Source organism: Microbacterium sp. AG157 (assembly GCF_003385695.1).
Taxonomy (GTDB): Bacteria; Actinomycetota; Actinomycetes; order Actinomycetales; family Microbacteriaceae; genus Microbacterium; species Microbacterium testaceum.
The window spans coordinates 721,373-734,362 of sequence record NZ_QRDK01000003.1 but is presented as its reverse complement, the minus strand read 5'-3'; the positions used below and the strand labels follow the sequence as shown (position 1 = coordinate 734,362).

The window sequence follows — 12,990 nt, the reverse complement described above, 5'->3', positions numbered from 1 at the left end:
GGCACCACGGGCGTTGCGTCCGCCCCGAACCAGCTGGCCACCACGGGATCCGCACCCCTCGCCCCGCTCGGCTGGGCACTCGGCATCCTCGCCGCAGGAATCGCGGTGACCCTGATCCACCGATACCGCGCGACACGACGAAGCAACTGACCGCCAACGGCGCATCGACAGGAGCCACTGCCCCACGGCAGTGGCTCCTGTCGTTCTCCGTCGTGCGCCAGGCGCACTGCGACGTCCTCTCGCGAAAAAACCCCACCTCCACGCACCGAGCCGCGGGCGACGAACGCGTGAGGATCTTCAGAGCCGAACGATCGTGGGCCGTCGCGCCGCTCACGCTCTTTTTCTAGAGTGGATGCCATGCGACGAACGCCGACGAAGGTTCTGGGGCTCGCTCTCGTCACGGCTGCCCTCGTGCTGCTCAGCGCCTGCGCCCCGACTAACGACCCCGGAGTTGCATCCGCCACCCCGACCGCGATCGCGTCGCAGACACCCACCGGCGCGTCAGCCGCATCCTCCCCGGAGGAGTGCGACGGCGTCGACCTCATCGCCGACGCGAAGGTCACCGGTGAGGCCCTCTCCGCCTGCGTGATCGCGTTCTCCCGCGCCGCCGGCAGCGGTCACCTGCACCTGCAGTCGGCAGATCTCACCGGAGAGGCCGACTTCATCTTCGGCGATGCCCCCGCGACCTCGGGATCGATCACGGGTTCCGACGGCACACACGACTTCGTGCTGACGCCGACCGAGTCGTGGGTCAGCTTCGACGGCACGTGGGTGCGCGCCAACGCGACCAGCAGCGACTACCGCGCGGTCATCGTGTCGACGATCGGTCAGACCTACCGCGCCTTCGCCGACCCCACGGCCTCCGCCGCGCTGCTCGCCGCGGCCCCCGGGTGGACCGTGCAACCCGACCAAGACGCTGTGTCGCTGCCCGACGGCACCGAGGTGCGCGCATGGCGGGTGCGGGCGGATGGTCCGTTCTCGGCATCCGGGGTCGAGGTGAAGGACATGACGGTGTGGCTGGGCGCCGGCCACCGTGTCGTGGCCATCCAGCAGACGGGCGCGTTCGGCGGTATCGAGACGACGACCATGCAGCAGTTCACGGCGTGGGGCGAGCCCGTGAAGATCGAGGTTCCGAAGGGCTGAGCGCACGAGCGCCGCCCGCAACGGTGCCGGAGGCGTATCCTGCCGCCATGAGCACAGGGGCGATCATCCTCGCCGTCGTCGGTCTCGCGTTCATCCCCGTCCTCGCCCTGTGCGGGCGAGGGGTCATCCGGCGGGGCTGGGGAGTCGGCATCCGGCTTCCCGCCATCCAGCAGAGCGACGCCGCGTGGCGGGCCGGGCACCGCGCGGCGCTGGTCCCCTATGCCGTGTTCGCCGTCGCGGCGTGCGGCGTCGCGCTTCTGCCGCTCGCGATCCCGACCTTCGCAGACGCGGATCCGGCCCTCACGGCGGTGGTCGTCATCGCGGGACTCGTCGTGGGCGGGATCATCGGCAGTCGCGCGGCCGACCGGGTGGTGTCCGACCGCGATCCGCGTGACGCCTGAGCGCCCGGCGAAGCCGATGAATTCGCCCAGCGCCGACCGCCGTCACCACGAATCCGACCTCGGGGTCAGTACCTAACGATCAGGTGCGTACGTGTGCGCGCGGTGGAATCTTGCGATCCTGCCGGTACTCCACGAGCCGCCGACCGCGTGCTCGTGTCTCCACCGGTCACCGTCGCAGAGAGGACCACGAGTCGACGGAACGGTGACTCACAGATCCGCACTGCGTAGGAGAACACCATGCCCCCCGTCACCCCCCGAATCACCCGCGCGGCCGCCCTGGTCGCCGGGGCAGCCATCATCGGCGGACTCGTCGTCGCCGCCCCCGCCAATGCCATGCCGACGACCGGATCGCCCGCGTCCACGTCCCCCTCCGGCGATCGGCAGAACGTCGGCGCCGAGGAGTTCAACGCCTGCCTCGTCCGCACGCTCTTCGCCACCACGTTCGCCGATCCCGACAGCCCGTTCGCCCAGGCGATCGCGGATCAGATCGTGGCCCCGGATGCCATCGCTCACGGCAGTGGAACGGCATCCGGACCTCAGGGGCTTCTCGCCCAGTTCGCGGCCGATCGGGAGCGCATTCCCGGGGCTCAGGCCGTGATCAAGCACCTCGCATCAGACGGAGACCTGGTCGCAGTGCACTGGCAGATCGCCCCCGACCCGAGTGATGAGCGTCGCGGCGACGCCGCCGTCGATCTGTTCCGCCTCCAGGACGGCAAGATCGTCGAACACTGGTCCCTCGACCAGGCGATTCCGACCGGCACCCCCGCCAGCGGCAACACGAACACGATGTTCAGCGACCTGTACCGCCCGTCGGAGCCCGCCCCGCCCCCGACCGAGCAGCAGGAGGAGGAGAACCGCGTCTTCGCCGTCTCGGCGTACGACACGCTGTTCCGCGACAAGGACGTGTCGATCCTCGACCGGGCGTTCGACCCCGCGTACCTGCAGCACAACTCCATCGCCCCGAACGGGACGGCCGCGCTGAAGCAGCTCTTCGTCAGCGGCGCCCAGTTCCCGGCGCAGCAGTCGGTCATCTCGCTGTCGGACGGCGACATCGTCTGGACGTTCTCGCAGGCGGTGGGCGATGGGCCCGACGACCCGCTCCTGGCGGCCGACCTGTTCCGCGTCGACGGCGGTCTGATCCGAGAACACTGGGACGTGGTTCCGACCCGCTGAGGATCAGCAGGGGCGGTGGGCCCGCTGCGGGACGGGCCCACCGCCGCGCCCGAGCGGGCCCCGCGGGCTAGGCGCGAGCCGAGACCCGCAGGACCGAACGAGCGGATTCCGGCCCGAAGGCCGCGTCGAGGAACAGGCGCGCAGCCCCGAGGATGCCGCCCGTGCGCGGGTGGTGCGGCACGGCGACTTCGAGCTTCTCCGTCGCCATGGGCAGGCAGTCGGCCCACAGCTTCGACTTGATCGCGGCGATGAAGACGTCGGACGCGCTCAGTGAGCCGCCGACGACGAGACGGTCGGGGGTGAAGAAGTTGACGATCGTGGCGAGAACACCGCCGGTCATGCTCCCCGCTTCACGGAGCAGGCCGGTGGCGAGCGCGTCCCCGTTTCGGGCGAGATCGATCACCGTCTCGACGTCGGAGACGTCGCGTCCGGCCTCCTGGGCCGCGCGGGTGAGGGCCGACCCGCTCGCCACGGCGTCGAGGCAGCCGACGCGCCCGCACGAGCAGGGCACCGGCGCCGCACCGGGCACGGTGACGTGGCTGATGTCACCAGCGGCCCCGCTCCGGCCCGTGTAGAGCCGTCCGCCCGCGACGACCCCCGACCCGATCCCGGATCCGGCCTTGATGAACACCTGGTTGAGGGCCTCGGGATCGCCCCCGACGAGCTCGCCGACCGCCATGCAATTGGCGTCGTTGCTGGCGAGGGCCGGCACCCCGAGGACGTCGGACAGAAGGGCCGCGACGTCGACGTCGTGCCAGCCGGGCATGCGCGACGGCGCGACGAGCCGACCCGTCTCGGCCGACACCGGCCCGGGCAGCGCGATCGCCGCCCCCGTCACCGTGGGCGCGCCGTTCGCCGCCGCCAGCGCAGCGAGTTCTTCTGCGACGCGGCGGAGAACGGCATCCGGGCCCTCCGCCAGATCCAGCACGAGGTGCCGGTGGGCGAGGGAGGAGCCGGCGTAGTCGACCAGCCCGATCGTGCTGCGCTCGACCCCGAGGTCGACGCTGGCCACCGTGCCGAGGTCGCCGCGGACCGCGAGGCGCCGGGGTCGGCGACCGCCGCGTGAATCGTCGGTGCCGTCCTCGACGATCACGCCCGCCGCGATCAGCGGATCGACGCGCGCGGTCACGGTCGACGGCGACAGACCGGTGTAGGCGGCGAGCTCGGCTCGAGATCGCGCAGCGCCCGTGCGCAGCGGGGTCAGCACGGCGAGCGTCTGCGGGCTGTAGGTCGGCAGGGCCGCGTGGAGAGGCTTCACACCCATATCTTATTCCAAACTTGGAGTTTCTGTCTCGAATTATCTCTGTAACATGGCCTCGTTAGTTTGATTTCACCAGGGACGCGGAAATCACCTCCCGCGTCGGCTGTACCCGATATCGCGGCGAGTCCGCGGGAAGGATCCACCCCCGTGTCGACGCCCGCCTCCCCCGCAGCCCCCGCCTCCGCGCCCCTCGTCGCGGTCCGCGAGGTGCAGAAGCACTTCAGCGACCACCACGTGCTCAAGGACGTCGATCTCGACGTGGCTCGCGGCGAGGTCGTCGTCATCGTCGGCCCCTCGGGCTCGGGCAAGTCGACGCTGTGCCGCTGCCTCAACCGTCTCGAGACCATCACCTCGGGCACCATCACCATCGACGGCGTCCCGCTGCCGAGCGAGGGGCGGGGGCTCGCCGACCTGCGCGCCGAGGTGGGCATGGTCTTTCAGTCCTTCAACCTGTTCGCGCACCGCACGGTTCTCGACAACGTCGCCCTCGCCCCGCGGATCGTGTCGAAGGTGCCCCTGAAGAAGGCCCGCGAAGAGGGTCTCGCCCTGCTCGATCGCGTCGGCATCGCCGACAAGGCCGACCGTTTCCCCGGCGAGCTCAGCGGAGGCCAGCAGCAGCGCGCCGCCATCGCCCGCGCGCTGGCGATGAAGCCCAAACTCATGCTCTTCGACGAGCCGACCTCGGCCCTCGACCCCGAGATGGTCAGCGAGGTGCTCGACGTGATCACCTCGCTCGCCGAAGAGGGCATGACGATGGTCGTCGTCACGCACGAGATGGGCTTCGCCCGCCGCGCCGCCGACCGCGTGATCTTCATGGACGACGGACGCATCGTCGAAGACACCACCCCCGAGCGCTTCTTCACCCACGCCGAGAGCGACCGCGCCCGGGCGTTCCTGTCGAAGATCCTCGCCCACTGACATCCTCCCCGCCCCCGACGCGGCTCGTTCCGCACGCACCCGCAACCGAAAGGCAGTACCCGTGATCTCCTCTCGCTCGATCCTTCGCCGAGGCCTCGTCCTCTTGGCGTCCGCGGCCACGGTCGCGTCTCTCGCCGCGTGCTCGTCCGGCACCGCGGCCGTCCCGGGGTCCGACCCCAGCGCGTCGGCCAAGGCCAGCAGCCTCGAAGAGGTCTACGCGAACGCGCCCGTCGCCGACGCCGCGGCCCTCATCTCCGACTCGACGATGGCCAAGATCAAGGCGCGCGGCAAGCTCATCGTCGCCGAGGCCCTCGACGCCCCCCTGCTGTCGCAGCAGGACCCCACGAACCCCGAAGACGTGCAGGGCTTCGACGCCGACCTCGCCAAGATGCTCGCCATCTACATCCTCGGCGAGCCCAACGTCGAGATCGTCCCGCCGGCGTCCGAGACCCGCGAGGCCCTGCTCGCCAATGGCACCGTCGACGTCGTCTTCAACACGTACACGATCACCGAGAAGCGCGCCGAGCAGGTCGACTTCGCCGGCCCCTACCTCGAGTCGGGTCTGGCCGTCGCCGTCCGCAGTGACAACACCGACATCAACGGCATCGACGACCTGGGAGGCAAGACGGTCATCGTCGGCGCGAACACCCCCGCTGTCACGGCCGTGCCCGAGAAGCAGCCCACCGCGAACATCGTCAGCTTCGCCACCGACCCGCAGGCCCTCCAGGCCCTGACCCAGGGCCGCGGCGACGCGTACGTGCAGGACTTCACCTTGCTCGCGAGCCACGCCATCGACGACAAGAGCATCAAGGTCGTCGGGCAGCCCTTCACCAGTGAGGCGTACGGCATCGGTCTGAAGAAGGACGACGCGCAGTTCAAGTCGTTCATCAACGACTGGCTGAAGAAGATCCAGGACGACGGCTCGTGGGCCAAGATCTGGGACGCCACCCTGGGCTCGGCGGTCGAGTCGAGCGCTCCGACTCCCCCCGCGATCGGCAGCGTCCCCGGCTCCTGATCCCCTGACCGACCGGCGTCCGTTCCGCACATGACGGGCGCCGGTCTCCCCTCCCCTCTCACGCTCCTCTGAGGACCCCATGGACTTCTTCGCCTCGAGCGCCGGGCCGATCGCGCAAGCGCTCGGTACGACGATCCTGCTCGCCGTCTCGGCGGGCATCGGATCGATCGTGCTGGGCACGCTCGTCACCGCCGCGCGCATCAGCCCGGTGCCGGTGCTGCGCTGGGCCGCCTTCGCCTACGTGCAGTTCTTCGTCAACGTCCCGCTTCTGGTTCTCCTCGTGCTGGCGGTGTTCGCCCTGCCGGATGCCGGATTCCTGCTGCCCCTGACGCCGACGGCGATCATCGTGCTCACCCTCTACGAAGCGGCGTACGTCGCCGAGGCCGTCCGCAGCGGCGTGAACACCGTGAGCCGCGGCGAGATCGAGGCCAGCCGCGCGCTGGGGTTCTCGCTCGGCCAGACCCTGCGCGTGCTCGTCATCCCCCAGTCGCTGCGGGCCGCGATCCAGCCCATCGGCAACGTCATGATCGCCCTCACCATGAACACCGCCCTGGCCGCTGCGGTGGGCGTCGTCGAGCTGACGAGCGCCGCCAACAAGCTCAACCTCGTCGAGGCTCAGCCCATCCTGATCTTCACCGCGGCGGGGCTCATCTACATGGTGCTCGCGCTGGCGATCGGCCTCACCGCCGGCCGCCTCGAGAAGAAGTTGAGGATCCGCCGATGACCTCCCCCCTTTCGCTCTACGACGAGCCCGGGCCCCGTACTCGCCGCCGCATCCTCATCTGGTCGATCGTCAGCGCGGTCGTCATCCTGGGCCTCATCACCCTCGCCCTCGTGCAGTTCGCGTCGAAGGGCCAGCTCGACAGCGACCGGTGGTTGCCGTTCCTCGACATCGCGATCTGGGAGTACCTCGGCGTCGGCCTGCTCGGCACACTGCAGGCCGCGGCCCTGACCGCCGTGTTCGGATTCGTGCTCGGCCTGCTGCTCGCCCTCGGGCGTCTCAGCCGCGTCCGCTGGATCAGCTGGATCTGCACCGCCTACATCGAGATCGCCCGCACGGTCCCCGTGCTGCTGCTCATCTACCTGATGCTCTTCGGCCTCCCCCAGCTCGGCCTGAACTTCCCGGTGCTGTGGAAGCTCGTCATCCCGCTCACGATCGCCAACGCGGCCGCCTTCGCCGAGATCATCCGCGCGGGTGTCCTCGCCCTGCCCCGCGGGCAGACCGAAGCCGGTCTCAGCCTCGGTATGACCCGCTGGCAGGTCGACCGCAAGGTGGTCCTGCCCCAGGCGCTGCGCTTCGTCGCGCCCTCGCTCGTGGTCCAGCTGGTGAGCCTGCTCAAGGACACGTCGCTGGGCTACATCGTGGCGTTCACCGAGCTGCTGTACCGCGGGCAGGTGCTGTCGAGCTTCAACGGCCTGCTCATCCAGACCTTCGTGGTGGTGACCGTGATCTTCCTCGCGCTCAACGGCGGCCTCTCGGGCCTGGCCGCTCGCCTGCAGAAGCGACCGGGCCGCCGCAGCCTCGCGACCCCCGCCAAGGTCGCCCCGGCCGGCCTCACCACCCCGAACGCCCCTGTCGACCGCTGATCCGCCTTCGCCCCGGCATCGAAAGAACCACCCATGACGTCCCTTCCCCCTGTTCCCTCCCCCCTGGCCGACCTCGCCGTCGTCATCCGCTCGGGTGTCGTCGAGAGCCGCCACCTCGGCTCGATCGCCGCCCTGTCCGCCGACGGATCGGTGGCCTGGCAGACCGGGAGCGGCGAACAGATCCTGCCCCGTTCCACCGTTAAGCCCGTGCAGGCCCTCGCGTGCCTGCTCGCCGGGGCCGACATCGACGGAGCCGACCTCGCCATCGCCGCGGGCAGCCACACCGGCGAAGACGTGCACGTCGACGTCGTGCGCGATCTGCTCACCCGCGCGGGCCTCGACGAGAGCGCCCTCGGGTGCCCGGTCGACTGGCCCGAGGACGAGCCCACGCGCGAACGTCTCATCCGCGACGGCGAGCAGCGCTCGCGCGTGCGCATGAACTGCTCGGGCAAGCACGCCGCAATGCTGCTCGCCTGCGCGGTCAACGGGTGGGACACCGCGAGCTACCTCGACCCGTCGCACCCGCTGCAGCAGCTCGTGCGCTCGACGCTCGAACGCCTGTCGGGCGAGACGGTGGCGCACGAAGCTGTCGACGGGTGCGGGGCGCCCCTGTTCAGCGTCTCGCCCCTCGGCATCGCCCGCATCTTCCGCGCCCTCGTGACGGGCGCCCCCGGCACGCCGGAGCGGAGAGTGGCGGATGCCATGCGGTCGTACCCCCGCTTCGTCGGCGGCGACCACCACGCCAACACCGACGCCATGCTGCGCGTACCGGGGCTGCTGTCGAAGGGCGGCGCCGAGGGGGTGATCGGCATGGCGACGGCCGACGGGGCTGCGGTGTCGATGAAGATCCTCGACGGCAACCCCCGTGCGACGACGCTCGTCGCCCTCACCGTCCTCGAAGCCCTGGGCGCCGACATCTCGGGCGCGGGCGACCTCGTCGAGCTGCCGATCCTCGGCGGCGGGGTCCCGGTCGGCTCGGTCGAGGTGGGTCGCGACGTGCGGGAGTGGCTCGACGCCTCGGCAGCGAGCGCCGCACCGTGACGACCGCCGCAGACCCGGCATCCCTCGCCGAGAAGTCCTCCACGCCCGCCCGCGCCCTCGTGGAGATCTGCGTCGACGACCTCGCAGGGGTGCTCGCCGCCGAGCGGGCGGGCGCCGATCGCGTCGAGCTGTGCGCAGACCTTCTCGAGGGGGGCACGACGCCCAGCCTCGGAATGATCGAGTCCGTCCTCGCCGCGGTGCGGAGCGTGGGTGTGCAGATCATGGTCCGCTCGCGCGGCGGCGACTTCGTCTACTCCGACGACGAGCTGCGCGTGATGCGGGCCGACGCCCGCGCCATCGCCGCCCTGGCGCGCACCAGTCGGGTGCCGGTGGGCATCGTCTTCGGCGCACTCACCGTCGACGGGCACGTCGACGAACAGGCACTCGAGGCGATCCGGACCGCCGCGGGAGGCGTGCCGATCACTTTCCATAAGGCTTTCGACGACACCGTCGACCTCTTCGACGCCTACGACACGCTCGCCCACCACGGCATCGCCCGCGTACTCACCTCCGGGGGAAAGGCCACGGCCGGCGAGGGGACCGATGTGCTCGCCGCGCTGCGCGCCCGGTCGGAGGGCACCCGGATGCCGACGGTCCTCGTCGGCGGCTCGGTCCGGGCCCACAACGTGACGGCGCTTCTCGACAGGACGGGGGCCCGCGAGGTGCATCTGCGCGCGCAGGTCGCCTCCGGTCGCGGGCACCTCGTCACCGACGAGTCGGTCATCCGCGACACGGTGCTCGCGGTGAGCGAGAGCGACCGCGCGTCGCACCCGGCCGTGATCGCCGTCGACATCGGCGGCACCTCGGCGAAGGGGGCGCTCGTCGACATCGACGGTCACGTGCTGAAGAGCTCGCGCATCGCGACGGGCGGTTCCGGTGCCGAGACGGTCACGCGCATCGCGGACCTGCTCACCGACCTCGTCGCGGGGGCTGAGGACCTCGGCCGCTCGGTCGTCGGTGCGGGCGTCGTGAGCCCCGGCCTGATCGACAGCGCCACCGGCACCGTCCGTTACGCCTCGACGCTCGGGTGGACCGACGTCCCTCTCGCCCGTCTCCTCTCCGAAGCCACCGGACTCCCCGTCGCGGTCGACCACGACGTGCGCGCCGCGGGTGCGGCCGAGGGGGCCTACGGCGCCGCCGCCGGTTCGCGCAACGTCGTCTTCGCGGCGATCGGCACCGGGGTCGCGGCATCCCTCACCTCCGACGGACGGGCCGTCGAGGGGGCCATCTCCGGGGCCGGCGAGCTCGGTCACATCCCGGTGGTGCCCGGCGGCGAGCTCTGCGCGTGCGGTCAGCGCGGCTGCCTCGAGGTGTACTTCTCGGGCGCCGGCCTGGCTCGGCGGTACGCGGCGAGCGCCCCGCTGCTCGACGGAGAGACTCCGGATGCCGCGTCGATCATCGCCCGCGTCGACACGGATCCCGTCGCCGCCCGCGTCTGGTCGGAGGGGCTCGACGCCCTGGCCACGGGGCTCGCGACCCTGACCCTGCTCGTCGACCCCGAGGTGATCGTCCTCGGCGGTGGCGTCGCGCAGGCCGGGGACGCGTTCATCGAGCCCCTGCGCGAACGGCTGACCGCGGCGCTCGCGTGGCGAGAAGCCCCCCGGTTGACGACCGCGGCCCTGGGCACGCACGCCGGCCGCATCGGGGCCGCGATGCTGGCCTTCGAGGCCGCGCAGCGACCCGAGGTCACCCGCTCGTGGACCGCACCTGTCATCCTGGCTGAGCCGACCACCCCCCGAACGGAGGCCCGCTCGTGACCGAGATCGCGATCGTGCAGGAACAGGCGGATGCCGGCCGCATCGCCGCCGACCTCATCGTCGCCGCGCTGAGTCGCCGCAGCGACCCGACGCTGGGACTCGCGACCGGCTCGACACCCCTGCCGGTGTGGGCGGCCCTGGCGGAGCGTTCCCTCGACCTCTCGGCCGTGCGGGGTTTCGCCCTCGACGAGTACGTGGGCCTGCCCGCCGGACACCCCGAGAGCTACCGCGCCGTGGTCGATCGCGACATCGTCGGCCCCCTCGGACTCGACCCGTCGCTCGTGCGCGTTCCGGGCGACGACGGGGGTCCGCTGGCCGAGGCCGGCGAGCGGTACGAGGCCGCGATCGCCGCGGCCGGCGGCATCGACCTGCAGATCCTGGGCATCGGCCGCACCGGGCACATCGGGTTCAACGAGCCGGGCTCGTCGCTCGCCTCGCGTACGCGCCTGAAGGCGCTGACGCCCGCGACCCGCGCCGACAACGCACGGTTCTTCGACAACATCGACGACGTCCCCACGCACTGCCTCACTCAGGGCATCGGTACGATCCTCGACGCGGGCGTGCTCGTGCTGCTCGCCTTCGGCGCGGCGAAGGCCCCCGCCGTCGCCGCGGCCGTCGAAGGGCCGCTGACCTCGTCGTGCCCGGCATCCGCGATCCAGCTGCACCGGCGGGCCGTGGTCATCGTCGATGAGGCGGCCGCCGCCCAGCTCGAGCACCGCGACTACTACCGCTTCGCCTGGGACCACCGCGAGATCGCCTCGGCATGACCGCCGACCTGCTGCTCACCGGCGCCCGGGTGGTCGACGCGCGGCGCGACCTGCCCGACGCGTGGGTGCGGGTGCACAACGGTCTGATCGCCGAGGTGGGCACCGGGCTCGCTCCGAGGGCGTCCGAGCGCATCGACCTGGGCGGGGCGACCCTGACCCCCGGCCTGATCGACCTGCACGTGCACGGGGGCGGCGGGCACGCCTTCGACGACGGAACGGATGCCATTACCGCCGGGGTCGCCGCGCACCGCCGCCACGGTACGACGGCGACCCTCGTGAGCCTGGTCTCGTCTCCGCTCGACGTCCTGCGTCGGCAGCTCACTCGCGTCGCCGTCGCACGACGGTCCGATTCCGCGATTCTGGGCGTGCATCTCGAGGGCCCCTGCCTCTCGCCCGCCCGGCGCGGGGCGCACGACCCCGGCGCGCTCGCTCTCCCCGACGGACCCGTCCTCGACCTCGTGCGCGATGCCGAGCCCGGCCTCATCCGGCAGGTCACCCTTGCGCCCGAACTCCCCGGAGCTCTCGACGCGATCACGGAGCTCACCGCCCTCGGCATCCGCGTCGCGATCGGCCACACCGAGGCCGATTACGCCCTCACGCGCGAGGCGATCGCGCGTGGCGCCACCCTGCTCACCCACGCGCTCAATGCGATGCCCGCGATCGGCCACCGGCTGCCGGGTCCGGTGCCGGCCGCTCTTGAGGACGACCGCGTCACCCTCGAGCTCATCCTCGACGGCGTGCACGTTCACCCCGCGGTCGCCCGCATGCTGCTGACCTCGGCGCCGCGCCGGGTGGCCCTGATCACGGATGCCATGGCCGCCGCCGCCCACACCGATGGCGCGTACCGCCTGGGCGAGCTCGACGTTCACGTCGCGGACGGCCGCGCGTTGCTCGACGACGGCGTCACGATCGCGGGGTCGACGCTGACGCTGGATCGCGCGGTGCGCGCGGCCATCGTCGACCTGGGTCTTGCCGCGTCGGATGCCGTGGGAGCGGCGACGGCCGTTCCCGCGGCGGCGCTGGGCGACCCCGCGCGCGGGCTCCTCGAGCCGGGAATGCGCGCCGACCTCGTCGCGTGGGACGCGGACTGGCGCGTGCGGCGAGTCTGGGGTGGCGGGATCCGCGTCGAGTAGATGCGGCCCGCAAGACCTTTCCTGCGCACTTTTTCGCAAAGCGTCCAGCCGCGTGGAAACGGCGAGAAAAACGAAGATGTATCACAGAATTTGACTCTTCATCAGGCTTCTTTTCCCTTGTTAGCGTGACCGTGGAACGTCGCCTGCTCGCGGAGGAGCGTGCGTCGGTTCTCACGTCGAGTGCACCATTGCAACCACGTCGTTGCTCGCCCTTTGGCCCACTCTCTCAATGGAGAAGGTCAATACATGTCACGTCGCCCGTTCTGGCGGAAAGCACTGACCGTGCCCGCCGCCATCGCCCTTGCCCTCGGGGGTGTCGCGCTCACCGCCGCGCCCGCATCCGCCGCAGAGGCAGGCCTCACCGTCACCAGCCCGATCGACGGCTCGACCGTCGATTCGCGCACGGTGACCGTCCAAGGATCCGTCTTCGGCGGGTCCACCGTCATCGTGTACGACCAGAGCGGGAACAACGTTCTGGCGCGCTCCAACGTCGGCGGCTCCTTCGGTCAGCCCACGCCGTATTCGCTGACCCTGCCCGCTTACGCGGACGACGCCCCGGTCGCGCAGACCATCGTCGTCGGCGGCCTTTACGGGGGCAGCGGCATTCCGCAGCAGTCCGTGTCGTTCGCCCTGCCCGCGGCCGCCCCCGTTGGCAACTTCACCGTCACCGCACCCACCAACGGCCAGACCGTCGACTCCCGCACCGTGACCTTCACCGGCACCGGCACCGACGGCTCCACCGTCAACGTCCTCGACGCCAACGGCAACCGCATCCCCGGCACCACCGCCGCCGT

At 71.2% G+C, this 12,990-nt stretch carries 13 protein-coding genes; 12 read left to right on the top strand and 1 reads right to left on the bottom strand.

Translation table 11 applies throughout. The features are described from left to right. Positions 1-357: 357 nt before the first annotated feature. From DEU35_RS17220 to DEU35_RS12735, 3 genes are all read left to right on the top strand, one after another. Entirely contained in the window at positions 358-1,143 is a 786-nt protein-coding gene (locus DEU35_RS17220) for a hypothetical protein (protein WP_181904645.1), read from the top strand. Positions 1,144-1,190: 47 nt separating this feature from the next. Beyond that, the gene (locus DEU35_RS17215) at positions 1,191-1,544 is read left to right on the top strand and encodes an SdpI family protein (RefSeq protein ID WP_103207632.1); all 354 of its coding nucleotides are present in this window, start codon (positions 1,191-1,193) and stop codon (positions 1,542-1,544) included. Positions 1,545-1,781: 237 nt separating this feature from the next. Further along, positions 1,782-2,717, top strand: coding sequence for a nuclear transport factor 2 family protein (locus DEU35_RS12735; RefSeq protein ID WP_116239696.1), 936 nt, complete (start codon positions 1,782-1,784; stop codon positions 2,715-2,717). A gap of 67 nt (positions 2,718-2,784) precedes the next feature. On the opposite strand, the gene DEU35_RS12730 is transcribed toward DEU35_RS12735, so the two are convergent. After that, positions 2,785-3,975, bottom strand: coding sequence for an ROK family transcriptional regulator (locus DEU35_RS12730; protein WP_246078310.1), 1,191 nt, complete (start codon positions 3,973-3,975; stop codon positions 2,785-2,787). 150 nt (positions 3,976-4,125) lie between these two features. Here DEU35_RS12730 and DEU35_RS12725 point away from each other — a divergent pair, with 150 nt between their 5' ends. The 9 genes from DEU35_RS12725 to DEU35_RS17210 all read left to right on the top strand — a co-directional run. Next, complete coding sequence (locus DEU35_RS12725) at positions 4,126-4,896, top strand: amino acid ABC transporter ATP-binding protein (protein ID WP_116239695.1); 771 nt, start codon at positions 4,126-4,128, stop codon at positions 4,894-4,896. A 61-nt stretch (positions 4,897-4,957) separates the two neighbouring features. Then, positions 4,958-5,911 carry a glutamate ABC transporter substrate-binding protein gene (locus tag DEU35_RS12720; protein ID WP_235556917.1) on the top strand — a complete coding sequence of 318 codons (954 nt, stop codon included), beginning with the start codon at positions 4,958-4,960 and terminating at the stop codon, positions 5,909-5,911. 79 nt (positions 5,912-5,990) lie between these two features. Beyond that, the gene (locus tag DEU35_RS12715) at positions 5,991-6,635 is read left to right on the top strand and encodes an amino acid ABC transporter permease (RefSeq protein WP_056224894.1); all 645 of its coding nucleotides are present in this window, start codon (positions 5,991-5,993) and stop codon (positions 6,633-6,635) included. Then, the gene (locus DEU35_RS12710; protein WP_116239694.1) at positions 6,632-7,498 is read left to right on the top strand and encodes an amino acid ABC transporter permease; all 867 of its coding nucleotides are present in this window, start codon (positions 6,632-6,634) and stop codon (positions 7,496-7,498) included. Before DEU35_RS12715 ends, DEU35_RS12710 begins: the two co-directional genes overlap by 4 nt. A 33-nt stretch (positions 7,499-7,531) precedes the next feature. Further along, positions 7,532-8,539, top strand: coding sequence for an asparaginase (locus DEU35_RS12705; RefSeq protein WP_103207623.1), 1,008 nt, complete (start codon positions 7,532-7,534; stop codon positions 8,537-8,539). Continuing rightward, the gene (locus tag DEU35_RS12700; RefSeq protein WP_258873559.1) at positions 8,536-10,296 is read left to right on the top strand and encodes a copper homeostasis protein CutC; all 1,761 of its coding nucleotides are present in this window, start codon (positions 8,536-8,538) and stop codon (positions 10,294-10,296) included. The genes DEU35_RS12705 and DEU35_RS12700 overlap by 4 nt, the downstream gene beginning before the upstream one ends. Beyond that, positions 10,293-11,063 carry a glucosamine-6-phosphate deaminase gene (locus DEU35_RS12695; protein ID WP_103207619.1) on the top strand — a complete coding sequence of 257 codons (771 nt, stop codon included), beginning with the start codon at positions 10,293-10,295 and terminating at the stop codon, positions 11,061-11,063. Before DEU35_RS12700 ends, DEU35_RS12695 begins: the two co-directional genes overlap by 4 nt. After that, complete coding sequence (gene nagA, locus DEU35_RS12690) at positions 11,060-12,196, top strand: N-acetylglucosamine-6-phosphate deacetylase (RefSeq protein ID WP_116239692.1); 1,137 nt, start codon at positions 11,060-11,062, stop codon at positions 12,194-12,196. The genes DEU35_RS12695 and nagA overlap by 4 nt, the downstream gene beginning before the upstream one ends. A gap of 246 nt (positions 12,197-12,442) precedes the next feature. Beyond that, positions 12,443-12,990 (top strand): hypothetical protein (locus tag DEU35_RS17210; RefSeq protein WP_181904644.1); only part of this gene is annotated, 548 nt, incomplete at its 3' end.

Coding starts and splice junctions, on each gene's coding strand:
- nagA (WP_116239692.1), top strand. CDS start 11,060: ATGACCGCCGACCTGCTGCTCACCGGCGCCCGGGTGGTCGACGCGCGG.
- DEU35_RS12705 (WP_103207623.1), top strand. CDS start 7,532: ATGACGTCCCTTCCCCCTGTTCCCTCCCCCCTGGCCGACCTCGCCGTC.
- DEU35_RS12715 (WP_056224894.1), top strand. CDS start 5,991: ATGGACTTCTTCGCCTCGAGCGCCGGGCCGATCGCGCAAGCGCTCGGT.
- DEU35_RS17220 (WP_181904645.1), top strand. CDS start 358: ATGCGACGAACGCCGACGAAGGTTCTGGGGCTCGCTCTCGTCACGGCT.
- DEU35_RS12710 (WP_116239694.1), top strand. CDS start 6,632: ATGACCTCCCCCCTTTCGCTCTACGACGAGCCCGGGCCCCGTACTCGC.
- DEU35_RS12735 (WP_116239696.1), top strand. CDS start 1,782: ATGCCCCCCGTCACCCCCCGAATCACCCGCGCGGCCGCCCTGGTCGCC.
- DEU35_RS17215 (WP_103207632.1), top strand. CDS start 1,191: ATGAGCACAGGGGCGATCATCCTCGCCGTCGTCGGTCTCGCGTTCATC.